Genomic DNA, 17,882 nt, shown 5'->3' with positions numbered 1-17,882 from the left:
CTTACCATTTTTCACTTAGAAATCGCAAACAATCTGGCAAATATTTTGCCCAAGCCTCTTCATTGTGGATAGCGCCTGAAATAACCTCTAGGGTGAGATTGTCCAATTCCACTCCTCCAGCAATCAGCTGGCGATAATAGGAAATGGAAGAATGGATATAGGCTTGCTTGATGTTGCCTGCCATTAACGTTTTATCTGTATCATCTGCTTCTTCTGTCCCTACATAAATATAGACACGTTGCTCCTTATCTAGTTCTTGGCGCTCAATATAGCGATCGAAGGCTTCCTGGTGGAGCCAGTTAGCAGACGAAAAGACTCCCAAGCAACCAATTTGATTCTGATAGGCCAAGCCCATAAATTGGGTAATATTCCCACCTAATGAAGACCCAATCATGGCTGTATGAGCCTTGTCGGACTTAGTACGGTAGGTACTGTCAATGAAGGGTTTGACAACTTCCATGACAAATTCAGCGTATTCTGTTCCCTTACCACCAAATTGAACACCTGGAATATTGAGTTCTTTATATTTCCAAGCAGAATATTCGTTCATGCGCTGGAAACCGTCGTTGTCAATGGCGACCACAATCATCTTGGCAATGTCAGGATTGCGTTTAATTGTCGGAATGACTTTCCAAGAATGCCCGCTAAATGCTTCCTTGCTATAAAGGACATTTTGCCCGTCATGGAAGTAGACGACAGGATAAGATTGCTCCGTATCGGTTCCATAATTTTTCGGGAGCAAAACACGCACACGACGCTTCTCCTTTGAATAAGGTACCTCCAATTCATGGGTTTTCATATCCAGATAAAAATAAGACTTGTTCATAGGATTCTCACTTCAATTTCTAGTATCTCTAGTATAGCATACTTTTGATGAAATATTCAGAAAATTTAGTTATTTTTTCTTAAAATTCGGAATAAACGAACGAAAAAAGAAAGAAGAAAGAAGAGACGTTATATCTTCCCTCCCTCCTCATAATCTTTTCGACACTTCTCTAATTCCTGCAAGTCTGTCTGTGACAAGGGCTCAAAAATGTCTAAGAGGATGTTCTTTTTTTCCTTTTTCCATGTGGCAACTAGGCGCCCCTTGAAAAAGACGACAGGCTTCACAATCCCCGTCAAGGTGTAAATATTGCGGATATACTTGGAATCAAAGAAAGGGTTAGCCTTTTTCTCATAACCCAATAAAATTTGGTCAAACCCAGCGATGAAAAGACAGCGCGGTACTGCTGTCGTTTCCAACTCTCCCAAATAGTAACGCGTCTCGCCTTCCACTTCAACCGTCTGCAGATCCAGTTGCTTCATCCAGGTCAAAATCTTGCTCTTACTTTCCTTGAAATAATACCTAGCATCTGCAAGGCTAACAGGTCCAAAGCCTGCAAAATACCGCCGTGCAATTTCTAATTCTGCGGCTTCTTTACTCCAAGGTTCAAATGAAGGCAAGCGGTGAAACCGCCGCTCCCCATAGCTTTGGTAAATCTCACCTGCTTCCACCATATAGCGAAGTAGCCCACCCCAAGCATTGAATAAAACAGCTTCTATTTCCTTGGTCATTCCTTGCTCTCGACAAATCGTCTTCAATTCCTCACGGGTCAGGCTACGTTCTGCCAAAGCCTCTACTAAAATCTGATGAAATCGCTGTTTGGTCTGCGCAGAAACTATTCCATCCCGACTAGACTGGTCTAAAGGTAGGGAAAATCGCTTCATGCCCTCATAGAGGTAAAGAGGAATTTCTGATTTTAGATAGGCATGCACCGTTCCGCGAATCGACCATTGCCGGACCAATTTTTCCCGCCATACAGCATCCAAAAATTCCCCTTCTGACAGGCGTGTTTTAAATCCAACATCCACATAGGGTTGAAATTGTGCCTGCAATCCATTCAAGTTCTGGCAAATCTCTTCTACCGTCTTGGATTTCGTAAGTCCTTGCTTAGCAAGAATGATTGACTGCCATTCCTCATGCTTCATAGCAAAACTCCCTTGTATACTACTATTAATCTAATTCTAGTATAACAGAAAAAGAGTGAGAAAAAACGTAAAAACGCTCCTCTCACTCACAAACTAACCTATGATTTGTTCCACATCATCAAGGTCGTCATTCCTGCCGTAACAAGGAAAGTAACCAAGGTGAGCATCAGAGCATTTTCAGCGATCATTAAGCTTAGCAACAAGCCAATCGTTGGCAGAGCTAATTCGGCAAGATAAAATTTAGGAGTCCAGCTAGAGCCTGTCTTGTTATAAGGTGCATGTAGGAGAGTTCCAATCAAAAACGAGATAATGCCGCCATAAAGCAAGCCAATAATCGTGTTATTTGATAACTCTTGACCCTGCAATAAGGTAAAGGCAGCTGTAATAAAGCTCAAACCGAAGAAAATGAAGTAATGGTAATAAATAGCGCCATTTCCTGAGACATTCGTTTTATTGACATCGATCCTGTGATCTATCTCTGTAATATAAAAGAGAAATAAATTTGCCACAATTAAAAAAGGAAATAAAGAAGAAATTGAAAATTCCTCGATAGAAAAATAAGGGGCAATCCCAATAATCATCTCGCCAAAGGTAATAATGACAAGTAGGGATAAGCGTTCTATCAGGTGAGAAAAAGAAATTGGCGTTAATCCCTTTAACGCTCCTGTTTTTGCTGGATTAAGCAGGAGAGACGGCATGAGCCAGGTTATAATAATGCCTAAAACTGCAATGACTAGACTAAACTGATAGGGCGAAAATAGACAGGACAAGAGGCTAATAACTCGTACTCCTAAAATGGAAAAGAATTGCTTGATAAAGTATTGATCGGCCGTATTTCTAGTGGTGTGATACTCAAGAGCGTATTGTGCAAGTAAGAGCACCGTGAGAACAGCCATTGTGCTAAAGAAGGGGATGACCATGGTTTGCAAATCATTGGACAGCAAGCCTGCAGCAACTAGTAAACACATCATCTGTAGCAACATAAAGGCTGTATTCGTCAAGCTATTTTTCCCAAAACGGTTTGTAAAAACCATCTGAATCATCCAAGAATTGATAAAAATAATCAACGCAATACTAAAAACGATTACATTTTCTAAAATGAGCATTCCATGGTGAGCATGAGCTAACAGATGAGTCATCTGAGAAATGGCATAAACATAGACTAAATCATAAAAGAGTTCTGTCAGTTCTACTTTTTTATGTCGAATCAATGACACTATACCTCCTTTTCTGTAACAGCCTTATATCTCAAATTCCCTTTGTTGACACAAATAAGCGGTGAGAGGCTTTGTTTGACTTGTTGTTCTATAGAATCATTCTTTTCTAGAAATGCTGCTACTGCACTATTTTCTACGTTAGAAATATCAATGATGTACCATGTGCTGGGAGAATCTGCAACAAAGCCAACATAAAGAATGTTCGTGTTTTTTGCATGCTTTACTACATCAAAAAGATCGTCTTTAAATAGTATTTCCTTATCTTCTTTGACAATCACAGACGTTAGTTTGACAAATAGGTTTGACAAATCCTCCTCTTGAATCGGCTGTTCTTTTTCGTACAAAATTTGAGGAATCAGTTCCACACGTTCTTTGTGCGGAATAGAGTCTTGAGCAAAAGTAGCAAACTCCTTAAAATGCGAAGAGGTAACATGCGCTTGATAGGCCATAGCATCACGATAGACCTCAACCACACAAAATTCTTGTTGACTGGCCTCTTTCGCCAAATAGATAGCTAAGGTTCCGTCTTCTTTTGTGATAGACTGGTTGAAATTTGTCTGTCCAATTTGGAAAAATTCTTCTAGATGACTCTCGGCTACTTTCAGTTTGAATATGTTAAAAATAGGTTGCATTAGCTTCCTTTCTGTTTCGATAAACGGTACCAATTATCCGAAAAGATAGCTTGTTTATCTCCTGTTGAAAGAGACATCGCCTCAATCGCAGCAATAATCTCTTTGGTAGGGCCTGCAAGTAAAATCCCTAAAGGAGCATCCGTTCCAAACAAAACCCGTTCAACTCCAAAATAATCAACTGCTAATTCAAGCGCTTTTGGATTGCCTAACAAGGCTGTATCAACGTAAAATTTCTTAAAATCCTGAACTATCTCTTCTGGTAGGATATAACGAATCCGCTCCGCAAAATAGGGCGCCATCGCCCCTGCATGATGCACAATGATTTTTAAATCAGGATACTTTCTAAAATAACACGCTTATACTATTTCAAGCATGGCTTGTGTCTGCTCATATTCCCATGAAAAAACGATGTTATTATCTGGTTTTCTAGCGTCAAACACAGGATGAAGCCAGATTGGAATCTCTAGCCTTGCACAGGTTTCAAAAATTTCTTCAAATTCTGGTGCAGCAACCGACTGACCAAGGTGGCGACTGAACAGTTGAATCCCTACAATTTCCTTATTTTTAACGACAAATTCTTCCAGTATCTGAAGACTGCCTTCTATGTGATTGAGGGCAAGCATCGCAACACCACCTGCAAATTGCTCTGGATAGGCTTGTAGCGTTTCTAATAATTCCTGATTGGCTTCATGAACCAGTTCTAAAGCATGAGTAGCCTCTACATAGTCTTCTGGATTAACATTAACATGAGAGATGACTTGTTGGACATCCTTCTCCTGATACTAGGCTCTAATCGTCATATCTGTTAAAACCGGATTCTGTAAAAAAGCATTTTATCTGGCAAGTGCGGATCTAGCACCAGCATTTTTTCATAAAATTTCGGTAGTAAAATATGAGCAAATACATCGATTTTCATTTCGCTACTCCTTCCAACTATTTTCCTGATCTGCTAAAATTGCGTACTCTTCAAAATAAGAGTTCGTTTGATTAATTTCTCCACGTTCATAGAGGGAAACTTTGTGCTCTAGGCGGTCAATGGAGCGCTGTAAATTCTCTTTTCGTTTGTACAAGGTTGCTAATTGTTCTCTTAGGAGCAATTCACGCTCTTTTTGAGTTTCTTCCCCTCGTTGGAGCAGTTTTACATACGTTTTTAATGCTTCAATCGGAATACCTGAATGTCGCAAGCAAATAATCATTTCAAGCCAGTTCAACATTTCTTTCGTAAAATAGCGATTGCCATTTGATTTTCTCGGAATAGTTGATAATAGCCCAATACGTTCATAATAGCGGAGTGCATTGGAATTAATTTGATAAAGTTCACTGACTTCTGTAATCGTATAGGTCTTATCTGTATTAGCCATTTTCTCCTCCTTTATCCCAATAACTATACCACTTATAGTGGACTATAAGTCAAGATGAATTGCGAAAAAAGCTAGGAAACCCCAGCTTTTATTTGTTATTCAACATTTCCATACATTGGCTCAAATCTGCCAAGGCACGTTCTGCAATTTTTTCATAGCGTTCTTTTTTATCGCGAATGCGTGGACCTTCTAGCTCTTTGATAATACCAAAGTTGACATTCATCGGTTGGAAATGTTTGCTATCTGCATGGGTGACATAATGCGGCAAACTTCCAATTGCTGTAGTTTCAGGGAAGACGATCTCTTCTTCATTTTTGAACAAGCGAGCAGCGTTGATGCCAGCTACTAGACCAGACGCCGCAGACTCAACATAGCCTTCAACCCCTGTCATTTGACCAGCAAAGAAGAGCTGCGGATTTTTCTTAGACCGAAAAGTCTGGGTCAAAAGATTTGGCGAATCCATATAGGAATTGCGGTGCATCACCCCATAACGGACAAATTCTGCCTTTTCCAGTCCTGGAATCATCTGGAAGACCCGCTTTTGCTCTCCCCATTTGAGGTGAGTTTGGAAGCCTACGATATTGTAAAGACTACCTGCTGCATTATCCTGACGCAATTGGACAACTGCATAAGGCGTCTTGTACTCACCGTCACGAGGCCCGGTATAATCATCAGGATATTCCAGTCCAACTGGTTTCATTGGACCATAGAGCATGGTTTTCACACCGCGCTTAGCCATGACTTCAATTGGCATACACCCTTCAAAATACTTTTCTTTTTCAAAGGAATTAAGGGGCGCTTCCTCAGCATTGACAAGAGCATCGTGAAAAGCCATAAACTGTTCCTTGGTCATTGGAGCGTTCAGATAGGCAGCTTCACCCTTGTCATAGCGGGATTTTAGATAGACCTTGTCCATATCAATCGTATTGACATCAACAATCGGTGCTGCTGCATCGTAGAAATAGAAACCAGCTCCACCATTGAAGGCATGAATTTTCTCTGCTAGAGCATCACTAGTCAAAGGTCCTGTCGCAATGACAGTAATGCCTTCCGTTGGTAATTCTGTGATTTCTTCACGGATGACCTCAATCAGGGGATGTTGATGCAACTCTTCTGTCACCATTTGCGAAAAACCTTCTCGGTCTACAGCCAATGCACCGCCAGCTGGAACACGTGTCTGTTCCGCTGCTTTCATAATAATCGAATCCAAACGGCGCATTTCCTCTTTTAAGAGACCAACTGCATTCGTTAAGCTATCACCACGCAGAGAATTGGAACAAACTAATTCAGCAAAGTTATCTGTCTTGTGTTGGGGTGTTGCTTTCACGCCCCGCATTTCATAGAGTTTGACAGGAATTCCCTGTTTTGCAATTTGATAAGCCGCTTCAGAACCAGCTAAACCAGCTCCAATGACTGTAATATAGGATTGAGACAATAGACTAATACCTCTAAAAATGAATGGATAATGAGATTACTTCCCATTCATTTCCCAGATGTGGGGGCTACCCACACCTGAACCTTTCTAATTTGATACTTGTTTATCATAACATAAATTCGATCAAAGACCAATTAAATAGAATAAGCAGTATGTTTGACCAAATGATAGTAGCAAAAAATCTGCCATAGAATTAGTTAGTATACACCTATGACAGATAATATAGCATTTTAAGAAGAAAGCGGAAGATACATTCCAGGTCCTATCGTTTACATAGTTGAACCAGTTTACGATTGGAAGATTCCTTTTTATTTAACTTTCTTTTCTTCGTAGTCACCATTTGGACAGACTACTTGCTTGCCGCCGCCACGTACTTTCTTCTCAACGAGATAATGCTGGCACTTTGGACAATCACGCCCAATCGGCTTATCCCAGGAAGTAAATTCACATTCTGGATAGCGATCGCAACCATAAAAAATTCGATTTCGCTTGCTTTTGCGTTCAATGACTTGACCTTTGTGGCATTCAGGACAGATTACGCCTATTTCTTTTGTAATTTGCTTGGTATTTCGGCAATCAGGAAAATTACTGCACGCATAGAATTTGCCAAAACGACCTAATTTAATCACCATTTCATGACCACATACATCACAATCAAAACCAGCAGGTTCATCCTTGATTTGAATTTTTTCAATCTCAGTTTCGGCCTTGGCTAGCTCAGCCTTAAACGGCTGGTAGAAACTATCAATAATCTTCTGCCACTGTTCCTTTCCAATTTCGACATCATCTAGCTTTTGTTCCATTTCAGCGGTAAAGGTAACATTGACAATATCCGGGAAAAATTCGACAATGAGACGATTGACAATCTCACCTAGTTCTGTTGGTTCAAATCGCTTAGCAGCTAATTTGACATAGTAGCGCTTTTGAATCGTATCAATCGTCGGTGCATAGGTTGAGGGACGGCCAACTCCATTTTCTTCTAAAGTTTTAATCAGAGTCGCTTCCGAATAACGAGCAGGAGGTTGAGTAAAATGTTGTTCTGGCTTGGTCAAGACACGCTGGACTTTATCACCGACTTCCATATCTGGCAACATTTTGCTCTTATCCGAGTCATTGTAAACAGCCATATAGCCATCAAATTTGACTTGACTACCATTTGCGGTAAATAAGACACCATTTTGAGTAAGTCGCACACTCATGGTATCAAAGACGGCTGCTGTCATTTGACTTGCCACAAAGCGATTCCAGATAAGGGTGTAGAGTCTCAACTGATCCTTATCCAAATATTTGGCAATCGATTCAGGAGTTAATTGGACATTAGAAGGACGAATGGCCTCATGTGCATCTTGTGCACCAGACGCATTTTTGACCTTGCTACCGTGCTTAGAATACTTACTACCGAAACGTTCTGTGATGAAATCTGCCACCTGTGCTTGAGCAACTGGACTGATTCGAGTTGAATCGGTACGCATATAGGTAATTAAACCTTGTGTTCCGCCGGTTCCTAGATTAACTCCTTCGTATAATTGCTGTGCAACCATCATGGTCTTTCGTGTCCGAAAATTGATTTTGTTGGCTGCATCCATTTGCATTGTTGAAGTGGTATATGGTAATGGTGCGTTGCGTTTGCGTTCTTTTCGATCCACTTTTTCGACTAAGAAGTCATCACCTTGAATACGTGCTAAAACAGTTTTTACCTGCTCATTTGTCTCAAGTTTCAACTTCTTATCATCTACACCATAGAAATTGGCTTGGAATTTTTTGGTCCCTTTTTTGAAGGTTGCATCAATGGTCCAATATTCTTCTGGTTTGAAATTTCTAATCTCATTTTCACGATCAATAATCAATTTAAGAGCAACTGATTGGACACGTCCAGCAGATAGACCTTTCTTAACCTTTTTCCATAGAATAGGAGAGATAGAGTACCCCACGATACGGTCTAGAACACGACGCGCTTGCTGTGCATCCACTAAATCATGATTAATCGTTCGTGGCTCTTTAAAAGCATTTTTTACAGCCTCTTTTGTAATTTCATTGAAAACGACACGATTTTTATCCTGTTCATCTAAACCTAAAATATGAGCCAAATGCCAAGAAATTGCTTCTCCTTCACGATCCGGGTCACTTGCAAGAAAGACTTGTTTGGCTTTTTTAGCTTCTTTTTTCAGATCATTGATCAGTGGACCTTTTCCACGGATATTGATATACTCTGGTTCATAATTGTTTTCAAAATCAATCGACATACTTGATTTTTTCAAATCACGGATATGTCCGACTGACGCAACTACCTTATAATTTCGCCCTAAATATTTTTCAATTGTTTTGGCTTTTGCAGGCGACTCCACGATGACGAGATTTTTCTTAGTTGTTGCTTTCTTCTTTGTTGCGACCATATTTTTACCTTTTATCTATTCTTACTGCTATAACATTCACAAGAATATACTATTTTTAGGTAAGTGTCAAGGTTTTTATTTTCCTATAGGAAAACTCGTTTTAAAAAACATATTCTGAGAGAACATCTAAGCCTGATGTAATGCACTTTGCCCCCTCTTGGATTAGATAGTGACATCCATCAGATTTTCCATCCAAAATAGATCCAGGAATGGCAAAAACATCACGTCCTTCTTCTAAGGCACGTTCACAAGTAATCAGACTTCCTGAACGTTTTTTTGCTTCTGCTACGACAATTCCTTGTGACAATCCTGCAATAATTCGATTTCGCTCTGGAAAATGATATTTGAGCGGTTGAGCATTTGGTTCATACTCTGATAGCAACAAGTGATGCCGAGCAATATAATCTTGCAATTCTTTGTTTTCCTTGGGATAATACACCCCTAAACCAGAGCCGATAACTGCGATGGTTTTCCCACCGTTTTTTAAAGCTGCAATATGAGCTGCGGTGTCAATTCCCCTTGCTAAACCACTGACAATTACAAAACGATTTCCCAATTCTTTAATAATTTTTTGAACAGAGCTTGTCCCTGTCTGACTGGCTGCTCTAGCTCCAACAATAGCCAACTTAGGCTTATCCAATAATGCAATATCTCCTTGATAAAAAAGGAGAACTGGTGGGTTATAGATGTGTTTTAATGCGTCAGGATAAGCTTCATCCAAAATGGAAAGCGAAGGATAGCGATTAAATTCTTCTCGACAGGCTTTTCTATCCAGCTGCTTATACTTCTCAACAAACAAAACAGGATTTTTGCATTCAGAAATCTGCGCAATCGCCTTAATTGATAAAGAACTTCCAGTAGCTTCCTGATAGGCTAATACTTTTTGAAGATTGAGATTTGTCAATCCAGCTTTTTTTAATTTAAACAATTCAAAGTTATTCATTTTTTCACCTCTACTTGTTTATTCGCAAAAAATTTCTTTTTGTATGAACTATTCACATCGTTCGAAAAGAAAAAATCCTAACATCGTATGTCAAGATTTTTAGATATCTTCCAATAAAAATATAGAGATGTCATTCAACTTAGCTTGGCTCTCCCTAGAAGTCGAAAATCGAGGGCTTCAATAAGACTGTCACGACAAGTCAAGTATCTGGATAATACGAGCAGGATTGCCCGCTAGAACAAGGTTATCTCCAAAGGATTTAGTCACGACAGAACCAGCACCCACCACAACGTTATTCCCCAAGGAAATGCCTGGTAGAATCGTCACACCGCCACCAGCCCAGAAATTGTCTCCAATTGTAATTGGTTTACCATATTCCATACCTAAAATCCGTTCGTTTGCCTCCAAGGGATGAAGAGGAGTAAGAAGTTGTACATTGGGACCTAACATGGCATTATCACCAATCCTAATCGGACAAACATCTAAAAAGGTGCAGTTAAAATTAGCGTAAAAATTCTCTCCTACATGGATATTACAACCATAATCACAAGCAAAATTAGGTTCTATATAAATCTGATTCCCGGTGCTACCAAACCATGATTTGAGCAAACTACTACGTTTAGCCCCGTCCAATTCTTGGTTAAATTCCATGCGGTAACGACGTGCCAAGTTACGAAGCTCAACTAATTCTGCATCGCTAGCATCGTATAGGTCACCTGCTAGCATTTTTTCACGTTCTGTCATCCTTGTTTTCCTCTGTTCTCAAGCATGGATTTAATCGGTTCAAAGCTCTTGCGGTGAATGGGAGTTACACCGTTTTCGTGCAAGCCGTCCAAGTGCTTGGCAGTTCCATAGCCTGCGTTTTGGGCAAAATCATAACCTGGATAAACTACATCAAACTCAGTCATTAAGCGGTCTCTGGTTACCTTTGCGACGATACTAGCTGCAGCAATCGAGAGACTATTGGCATCACCTTTAATAATCGATGTCTGGGGAATAGCAGTATCCAAGATCATGGCATCAATCAGCAGATGTTGTGGAGTCTGAGATAGTTTGCCCAAGGCCTCTAGCATGGCTAACTTGGTCGCTTCGTAGATATTTACTTGGTCGATAACTTGGCTGTCCTTGATTCCAATTCCTACGGCTATTGCCTTGTCCATGATTTCTTCATAAATGGTTTGATGTTTGCTTTTGGGAATTTTTTTTGAGTCATTTAAAAAGCGAATTTTACAACCCTTTGGAAGGATGACCGCAGCCGCTACAACAGGTCCTGCCAAAGGCCCTCGTCCGACTTCATCAATACCTGCAATCAGTTCAATTCCTTCTTCATACAATTTTTTTTCATAGGAAAGCATGTGCTCTAATCGAGCATCTTCTGCTTCTTCTGCTAAAAAATCCTTGTATTTCTTCTGGAGTAAGTTTTGCACTCCAGCTCGAACATCCTGAGCTAATTCCTGTAAACGTGGATCGTCTTTATCTGTGATTGTTTCGAGCAGGGCTTTTATTTCCTTAATCGTTGCCATCTTCATCTCCAACGGTATCGAGGGTATAGAGACCTAGTTTGCCATCTCTTACTTCTTTCACAAACAAGGTATAAAAGCGATCATAGTCGTCACGAAAACCGAGTTTCTTCGTCATATCCATGATGATTTCAGGAGCTTCATCATCCAGATTCATCTGCTTAAAGCGCTCTTTCAGTGCTGCTGGATAATGGGTTTTGAAATAATTCAATCCGAATATTGTGACCTCGTCCATTGGCAACAGATTATCCTTAATTGCACCCGTTAAAGCCAATTTGAGGGCTACTTGCTCATCTTCAAATTTTGGCCATAAAATCCCTGGTGTATCAAGAATTTCCAAATCTTTATTGGACTTGAGCCACTGCTGCCCCTTAGTAACTCCGGGTTTATTCCCAACTACCGCAATTTTCTTACCAGCCAAGCGGTTCATCAAGGTTGATTTTCCAGCGTTTGGAATCCCAATAATCATGGTACGCAAGGTTTCAATCTGAATGCCCCGTTCTTTTTGACGTTCGATTTTTTCACGCATCAATTTTTTAGCGGCTTCTGTCACTTTCTTGACCGTCGCTTGTTCCTTGGAATTGACCGTTAAGGTTGGAATCCCTTGTACTTCAAAGTAAGTCCGCCATTCCTTGGTCGCTACAGGGTCTGCCAAATCAGCCTTATTTAAAATCAATAATTTAGGCTTATCTCCCACAATCTTTGTCAACATCGGATTTTGGCTCGATAAGGGCAATCGTGCATCTACCAATATCGTTACAAAATCAACAAATTTCAAATTTTCCTGCACCTGTCGTCTTGCTTTTGACATGTGGCCTGGAAACCATTGAATAGTAGCCATCGTGTATCATTCCTTTCCTAGTAAGGGAGTGAAACCTTTTTTACATTAGCTCCGATTAGTACATATTTTCTTATCTAAACAAGATATTCCAGAGCTAAATCTCCATACAATCTTATGAACAATTTTTATTCTACCATATTTTTGTCTATTTTTCTCAAAAGATTCTATCTTGAAATTCTCAGAGGAAATCAAAAAGTCACCTATGCTGGGTTCAATTTTCTGAGAGAACCCAACACAGATGACTTCGATTCTTGAATTTATCAGGATAGAAACAGATTAAATGATCACACAATCGTCACACACGTGTTTTACTAGCATTTGAAATAAAGGACGTATATTCTTGATTACAAAGCACCGATAATCTTATACGGTACATAGTTTTTATCCAGACAAACAAAGAGATGTACGGTGTTAAAACAACACCTTAATCTTTACAAATAGAAGAAATAAAATAAAAGAAAAAGTAGGGAGTATAGAAGAGCTTGCGCTCCTCTGTACTCCCTACTGAAACAGAAAATAGATTATAGAATGGTACACAATATTAAAGTGACAGATGTTCCAACACAGCTTTTGCTTCAGTCATAACATCTTCGATAATTACCTTGGCTGGACGTATAGTAGAAACCAAACCAGCAATTTGACCAGCCATTAGAGAACCATTATCAACATCGCCATCTTCAACTGCTCTAGAAAGAGCGCCCATTGTCATTGCTTCCAATTCATGTCGAGAAATATCTTGATTTTCTAATTCTAAGTACTTAGTCGTTAATTGATTCCGCAAGCATCTAACTGGCGCGCCGAATTTACGGCCTGTCACGACGGTTGAAGTATCAACTGAGATAAGGACTTCTTGCTTATAAGCTGCGGAGATTGGACACTCCTCTGCGGCTAAAAAGACTGTTCCCATCTGTACTCCTTCAGCTCCAAGTGCAGAAGCAGCAACAAAACCGTGACCATCAGCTATACCACCCGCACAAACTACTGGAATATCAAGGTGTGCTGCTACTTGACGTGTCAATGGCATTGTCGTCATCTCACCAATATGTCCGCCAGCTTCCATTCCTTCTGCTACGACTGCATCACAGCCGAGTTCTTGCATTTTTAACGCTAATTTTACAGATGGAATAACAGGTATTACAATAATCCCAGCCTCTTTTAGTCGTGGCATATATGGTTTAGGAGTTCCAGCACCAGTTGTAACAACTTTCACGCCTTCTTCTATCAGAACTTCTACAATTTCTGCTACATTATCCATCATCAACATCAGATTAACTGCAAATGGTTTATCTGTCAAGGCTTTTGTTTTACGGATTTCTTCACGAACTTCATCAGCTGTCATACCACCAGAAGCTAGTATACCTAAACCTCCAGCATTTGAGACAGCACTTACTAATTGGTGGCGCGAAATTTGAGCCATTGCTCCTTGGAAAATTGGATATTGAATACCCAGTAATTCAGTGATACGATTCATAAATTCCTCCTAAATAATCCTAACTACCAAAAGGATAGCATAAAATGGTGACGTTTTCAATCGATCAGCTATTATAAATTTTAATAGAAAGCTTCACATATTGTAATACCTATTATTTTGGAGGTATTACCTGTGCTTGACCACTAATAACTGTTTTTCCTTCCTGATTGCAGACGACTGTATCAAGAGTTAGCCATCCCTTATCGTCTATACTCGTAATCGTAGCTGTAGCAGTCAACGTATCACCTATTGAGACCGGTTTTAAAAAGGTTAATTGCTGCCCTAAATAAATTGTTCCAGGCCCTGGAAGGTACATTCCTAGGACTGTCGAGATAAAAGATGCACCCAACATCCCATGAGCAGTCCGTTTTTTAAACATTCCTTGAGATGCTTCTATTTCATTGATGTGTGCAGGATTCAAATCTCCTGAAATACCTGCAAATAAAACCACATCCGTTTCTGTAACTGTTTTCGAAAAATGAGCACTTTGCCCAACTGTAAATTCTTGCGACATATTTTCTCCTCTTGATTTTTAAAATTGCTTGTGTATAATGATAGTGAAAGGAGAGCCATGAAATTTTATCCTTCTTACAAGCAAATGTTGTCCAACGGAGAGACTCTCCACTATCTTAAAACAGGATCTAGCAATCCTATTCTCGTTTTGTTACATGGCAACCTAACCTCTAGTCGTCATTTTCAATCACTCATGCACGCACTTGAACATAACTTTCAATTACTGGCTATTGACATGCGTGGTTTTGGTCTGTCCACCTACCATAGACCTATTACATCACTACAAGATCTTGCTTTTGATATTATAGACCTCTTGGATTTATTAGGGATTGATCGTTATTACCTCTTAGGATGGTCAGCGGGTGGAGGAGTGGCACTAGAGATGGCTACTATTCGACCGCAATCAATTAAAAAGCTTTTTTTGCTCTCCTCTTTAGGTCTAAAAGGTTATTTACAAGAGCAATCCTTCTCACTCACTCCACTGCCTTTTTCTTGCAATCTGTTATTTGTGAAACGCTTACATGTTGTTGACATCTTTATCATAACGCGGATTTCCTAAAAAATCTAATTAATAAAATTTAATTAACTTATTAGTAAAACTGATAGAGTTTGAAGTTTTTTTCACAAATAGAACGACAGGAGCATCGTCAACAACCTAAAAAACTCTGTTTAAAAGACTCCATCATAAAAGTAACCGCTCCATAACGGAGTATATTGGGCGGTTACAAAGAAAGCCATGATTTCAATAGAAATCACGACTTTTTGAAGCATTTATTTTGGGAAAGGCGGAAAATCCTTTCATCGGCCAGTCAACTTGTTCAGATGTTAGGGCTTTGACTTCATTTTCATCACTTGGCCAATTGAGTTTGCCGTTTTCAAATCGCTTATAAAGCAGAAGCCTTGTCCGTCCCAGTAAAGAGCTTTGAATCGATCTTTTCGACCTCCACAGAAAAGATAAACCTGTCCTGAGAAGGGATCCAGATTGAACTGACTTTTGACAAGATAGGCCAAGGAATCAATCCCTTGACGCATATCTGTTTTCCCACAAACCAAGTAAACTTGTCCTAAATCACTTAGTCGGATGGTCATAGACTAGTACCTTATCCAAGATTGTTTCCAATACCTCTTGGTTGATAGATTGGAAGAAGCTGACTTCCACTTTGCCGAGACGAATTTTCATCAAAATATCATTCCTACTCTTCTTCTCAAAGCGTCGAGATTGGGGAACAGTCAATGGGACGATGGGGTGTGACATAAAAAACCTCCAGTTTTGTTTTTATAACAGTATACTGGAGAACTGACAATCTCGGTAGATACCTCGTTATGGGCGCTTACCATTTACCTACCTAATACTAACAGTTTATTCAACACAAAAGGAGAAGACAGTTGCCTTCTCCCCTAAAAATCATTAGATTGTCATGAAGCACATTCATTTGTTCGATGCCTTCTCTCAGGATGTCGCCAATAACGTCTGCTACAAAGAGCACTACAAAATACAGACCTACAATCCAATTTTCCTTGGATTGTCGTAATTTTTCGGCCACATCTCTTACAAATAAATGTCCTGCTGTCATACCACAAACTAGACTTTTGCTCTTTAATACTTGGCTATTCTTCTCCTTTCTTTTTTTACTAACCATACCTAAAGCGGCCAAACTAAGGGCGGTTGTAACATAGATAAACTCAAGATGTGACGCAGTGTCACCAGTGTCTGGTAAACGATTCTCATGTACATTCATGGCCTCTACCTTAGAACTTACTACAGAAGCTACCGGAGTGACTACTTTCTTGTCATCTGTAGGAGCTGTTTGTTTTGTATCCAATTTAGAAACTTTATTGCTATCTACAGTAAGAACATTAGTATTTCTTTTATTATTTATTGTAGAGCCGTTAATAGGCGGTGTTTGCTGCTTATCCTCACCTGGTTCTCCACTTTGAGATGGAACTGACGATGGATAATCCGCTTTCTTGACGACAATCACAGGTACTTCAACGGTATCAGTGATTTGTCGTCTGGGTAAGTCACAACTACCATAACAGCTCTTTTATCTCCATCATCGGTACTTTGAATAGTTCCAGTAACCACTGCGCTTCCTCCTGAACCTTCTGGGATGGTAACCTTATCAAGAATATCTTTAACACTGATTGGATTACCTTGCAGTACGGTGACAACACCCACACCTGGTTGGTACTTGTCTTTATCAGGCGTGGGATCCGGCTTTGGAGCAGTAGTGACAACCGATAATTTAACAGTTGTTTTACCTTCTTCTCCGTCACTATCGTTACTGTGTGTTCACCTGCTTGAGTTGGAACAAATGCTTTTTTCATTAAAGTTACTTTAGTTCCATCAGGTTTCACAATGATATACATTGGCTCTTCCGTATTTTGGCATCTGTAATTGAAGAATCGTCTTCTTTGCCCTTAATAACAACATCTTTTGTCAAAACAACTGATTCATGAGTTTCAGCTTTTTTATCTTTAGCTGTTACAACTGGAGCCTCATTTGTTATTTCACCCTTACCTGGTTCAGACGTATTCACACCATCTGTCGCAGTTGCTGTAATCTTAAGGTATCTCTACTATAAATGCCTATTCTTCTCTTTTGTGTTTTCCGAGAAGAAGCAATCCCGCAAAACCTAACGCAGCAATACCATATATCGTACTTACTCTGTCTGCTGAATCTCCTGTATTTGGTAATGTTTGCTCAATGCTCTTATTTATCGGAGCTTCTTTTACCGTTGAAACTTCCGGAACAGAAGAAGTAATTGGTGTCGCTGGCGTTGCTGGTACGACTGAAGAATGTGGCACAACCGGCGCCACTGGAGCTGTTGGTACGACTGGAGAATGCTGGATAACCGGTGCCACTGGTTTCGGTGTGACTACTACAGTCTTTTTAACTTCTGTTGTTAGACCACCCTTATCCGTTACTAGGAAGGTCACTTCGTAAACTCCTGGTACATTGTAATCAACTGGATTATTCTTGATAGTGACGGTAACGTCTTTACCATCTTCCTTGTCATTTGGAATGACAGAGGCAATCAAATCTTTATCGCTGATTGGGGTGCTACCTTGTGGTACTGTCACTGTTGGTGATTCACCTGTTGGTGGGGTATTTGGTACCACTGGTTTTGGTGTGACAAATACTGGTACTTCTACGTCTACCAAATCACCATTTGGTAATTCAACCGTCACTGTTACACTTGGTTTCATACCTGGAGTTTCGGTCGTTGGAATTTTTCCAATCGTTTTCACCTTAGCACCTTCTGGCAACTTCACATTCTTAGCTACATCATCTGGTGTGATTGGAGTATCTTGCTCAACAACAATTGGAGTTGTAGGGATAGCTGGTGCCACTGGTTTCGGTGTGACTACTACAGTCTTTTTAACTTCTGTTGTTAGACCACCCTTATCCGTTACTAGGAAGGTCACTTCGTAAACTCCTGGTACATTGTAATCAACTGGATTATTCTTGATAGTGACGGTAACGTCTTTACCATCTTCCTTGTCATTTGGAATGACAGAGGCAATCAAATCTTTATCGCTGATTGGGGTGCTACCTTGTGGTACTGTCACTGTTGGTGATTCACC

The 17,882-nt window shown here is 40.0% G+C and carries 18 protein-coding genes and 3 pseudogenes; 1 reads left to right on the top strand and 20 read right to left on the bottom strand.

The window, feature by feature from the left end:
- Window position 1 precedes the first annotated feature (1 nt).
- The 14 genes and pseudogenes from ABPH35_RS01910 to ABPH35_RS01845 form a co-directional block, all read right to left on the bottom strand.
- Entirely contained in the window at window positions 2–826 is an 825-nt protein-coding gene (locus ABPH35_RS01910; RefSeq protein WP_349988565.1) for an alpha/beta hydrolase, read from the bottom strand.
- A 128-nt stretch (window positions 827–954) separates the two neighbouring features.
- On the bottom strand, window positions 955–1,968 hold the full coding sequence (locus ABPH35_RS01905) for a DNA glycosylase AlkZ-like family protein (protein WP_349988566.1): 1,014 nt from the start codon (window positions 1,966–1,968) through the stop codon (window positions 955–957).
- A gap of 98 nt (window positions 1,969–2,066) precedes the next feature.
- Window positions 2,067–3,185: a low temperature requirement protein A gene (locus ABPH35_RS01900; protein ID WP_349988567.1), complete on the bottom strand. Its 1,119-nt coding sequence runs from the start codon at window positions 3,183–3,185 to the stop codon at window positions 2,067–2,069.
- Window positions 3,185–3,817 carry a putative quinol monooxygenase gene (locus ABPH35_RS01895; protein ID WP_349988568.1) on the bottom strand — a complete coding sequence of 211 codons (633 nt, stop codon included), beginning with the start codon at window positions 3,815–3,817 and terminating at the stop codon, window positions 3,185–3,187. The genes ABPH35_RS01900 and ABPH35_RS01895 overlap by 1 nt, the downstream gene beginning before the upstream one ends.
- A pseudogene (locus tag ABPH35_RS01890) lies at window positions 3,817–4,733 on the bottom strand (amidohydrolase family protein). Before ABPH35_RS01890 ends, ABPH35_RS01895 begins: the two are co-directional and overlap by 1 nt.
- A gap of 4 nt (window positions 4,734–4,737) precedes the next feature.
- The gene (locus ABPH35_RS01885) at window positions 4,738–5,178 is read right to left on the bottom strand and encodes a MerR family transcriptional regulator (RefSeq protein ID WP_368849508.1); all 441 of its coding nucleotides are present in this window, start codon (window positions 5,176–5,178) and stop codon (window positions 4,738–4,740) included.
- Window positions 5,179–5,266: 88 nt separating this feature from the next.
- Window positions 5,267–6,613, bottom strand: a complete 1,347-nt coding sequence (gene trmFO, locus ABPH35_RS01880) for a methylenetetrahydrofolate--tRNA-(uracil(54)-C(5))-methyltransferase (FADH(2)-oxidizing) TrmFO (RefSeq protein WP_349988569.1) — start codon at window positions 6,611–6,613, stop codon at window positions 5,267–5,269.
- 308 nt (window positions 6,614–6,921) lie between these two features.
- A complete protein-coding gene (topA, locus tag ABPH35_RS01875) occupies window positions 6,922–9,006 on the bottom strand; it encodes a type I DNA topoisomerase (protein WP_349988570.1) in 2,085 nt (694 codons plus the stop codon).
- Between the two features lie 100 nt (window positions 9,007–9,106).
- A complete protein-coding gene (gene dprA / locus ABPH35_RS01870) occupies window positions 9,107–9,949 on the bottom strand; it encodes a DNA-processing protein DprA (RefSeq protein WP_349988571.1) in 843 nt (280 codons plus the stop codon).
- A 189-nt stretch (window positions 9,950–10,138) separates the two neighbouring features.
- Complete coding sequence (locus ABPH35_RS01865) at window positions 10,139–10,693, bottom strand: sugar O-acetyltransferase (protein WP_349988572.1); 555 nt, start codon at window positions 10,691–10,693, stop codon at window positions 10,139–10,141.
- Window positions 10,690–11,472 carry a ribonuclease HII gene (locus ABPH35_RS01860; RefSeq protein ID WP_349988573.1) on the bottom strand — a complete coding sequence of 261 codons (783 nt, stop codon included), beginning with the start codon at window positions 11,470–11,472 and terminating at the stop codon, window positions 10,690–10,692. Before ABPH35_RS01860 ends, ABPH35_RS01865 begins: the two co-directional genes overlap by 4 nt.
- The gene (gene ylqF, locus ABPH35_RS01855) at window positions 11,459–12,310 is read right to left on the bottom strand and encodes a ribosome biogenesis GTPase YlqF (protein WP_349988574.1); all 852 of its coding nucleotides are present in this window, start codon (window positions 12,308–12,310) and stop codon (window positions 11,459–11,461) included. Before ylqF ends, ABPH35_RS01860 begins: the two co-directional genes overlap by 14 nt.
- A gap of 541 nt (window positions 12,311–12,851) precedes the next feature.
- On the bottom strand, window positions 12,852–13,781 hold the full coding sequence (locus ABPH35_RS01850) for a nitronate monooxygenase (protein WP_349988575.1): 930 nt from the start codon (window positions 13,779–13,781) through the stop codon (window positions 12,852–12,854).
- A 112-nt stretch (window positions 13,782–13,893) separates the two neighbouring features.
- Window positions 13,894–14,295: a MaoC family dehydratase gene (locus ABPH35_RS01845; protein WP_349988576.1), complete on the bottom strand. Its 402-nt coding sequence runs from the start codon at window positions 14,293–14,295 to the stop codon at window positions 13,894–13,896.
- A gap of 57 nt (window positions 14,296–14,352) precedes the next feature.
- Here ABPH35_RS01845 and ABPH35_RS01840 point away from each other — a divergent pair, with 57 nt between their 5' ends.
- Window positions 14,353–14,853 (top strand): alpha/beta fold hydrolase, encoded by a 501-nt coding sequence (locus ABPH35_RS01840; RefSeq protein WP_349988577.1) that lies wholly within the window; start codon window positions 14,353–14,355, stop codon window positions 14,851–14,853.
- Window positions 14,854–15,036: 183 nt separating this feature from the next.
- On the opposite strand, the pseudogene tnpB reads toward ABPH35_RS01840, so the two are convergent.
- The 6 genes and pseudogenes from tnpB to ABPH35_RS01810 form a co-directional block, all read right to left on the bottom strand.
- A pseudogene (gene tnpB / locus ABPH35_RS01835) lies at window positions 15,037–15,326 on the bottom strand (IS66 family insertion sequence element accessory protein TnpB).
- Window positions 15,327–15,363: 37 nt separating this feature from the next.
- Window positions 15,364–15,549, bottom strand: a complete 186-nt coding sequence (locus ABPH35_RS01830; protein ID WP_349988578.1) for a hypothetical protein — start codon at window positions 15,547–15,549, stop codon at window positions 15,364–15,366.
- A gap of 109 nt (window positions 15,550–15,658) precedes the next feature.
- Window positions 15,659–16,276, bottom strand: a complete 618-nt coding sequence (locus ABPH35_RS01825; RefSeq protein ID WP_349988579.1) for an LPXTG cell wall anchor domain-containing protein — start codon at window positions 16,274–16,276, stop codon at window positions 15,659–15,661.
- Window positions 16,273–16,485, bottom strand: a pseudogene (locus ABPH35_RS01820) (hypothetical protein); the annotation flags it as partial. The gene ABPH35_RS01825 and the pseudogene ABPH35_RS01820, both read right to left, overlap by 4 nt.
- 163 nt (window positions 16,486–16,648) lie before the next feature.
- Window positions 16,649–16,834 carry a hypothetical protein gene (locus tag ABPH35_RS01815; protein WP_349988580.1) on the bottom strand — a complete coding sequence of 62 codons (186 nt, stop codon included), beginning with the start codon at window positions 16,832–16,834 and terminating at the stop codon, window positions 16,649–16,651.
- A 49-nt stretch (window positions 16,835–16,883) separates the two neighbouring features.
- The coding region (locus ABPH35_RS01810; protein ID WP_349988581.1) for an LPXTG cell wall anchor domain-containing protein at window positions 16,884–17,882 on the bottom strand (999 nt) is incomplete at its 5' end.

Origin of the sequence: Streptococcus handemini (genome assembly GCF_040984445.1) — a bacterium.
Classification (GTDB): Bacteria; Bacillota; Bacilli; order Lactobacillales; family Streptococcaceae; genus Streptococcus; species Streptococcus handemini.
The sequence above is the reverse complement of the archived record's forward strand: the minus strand, read 5'-3'. Positions and strand labels throughout refer to the sequence as shown.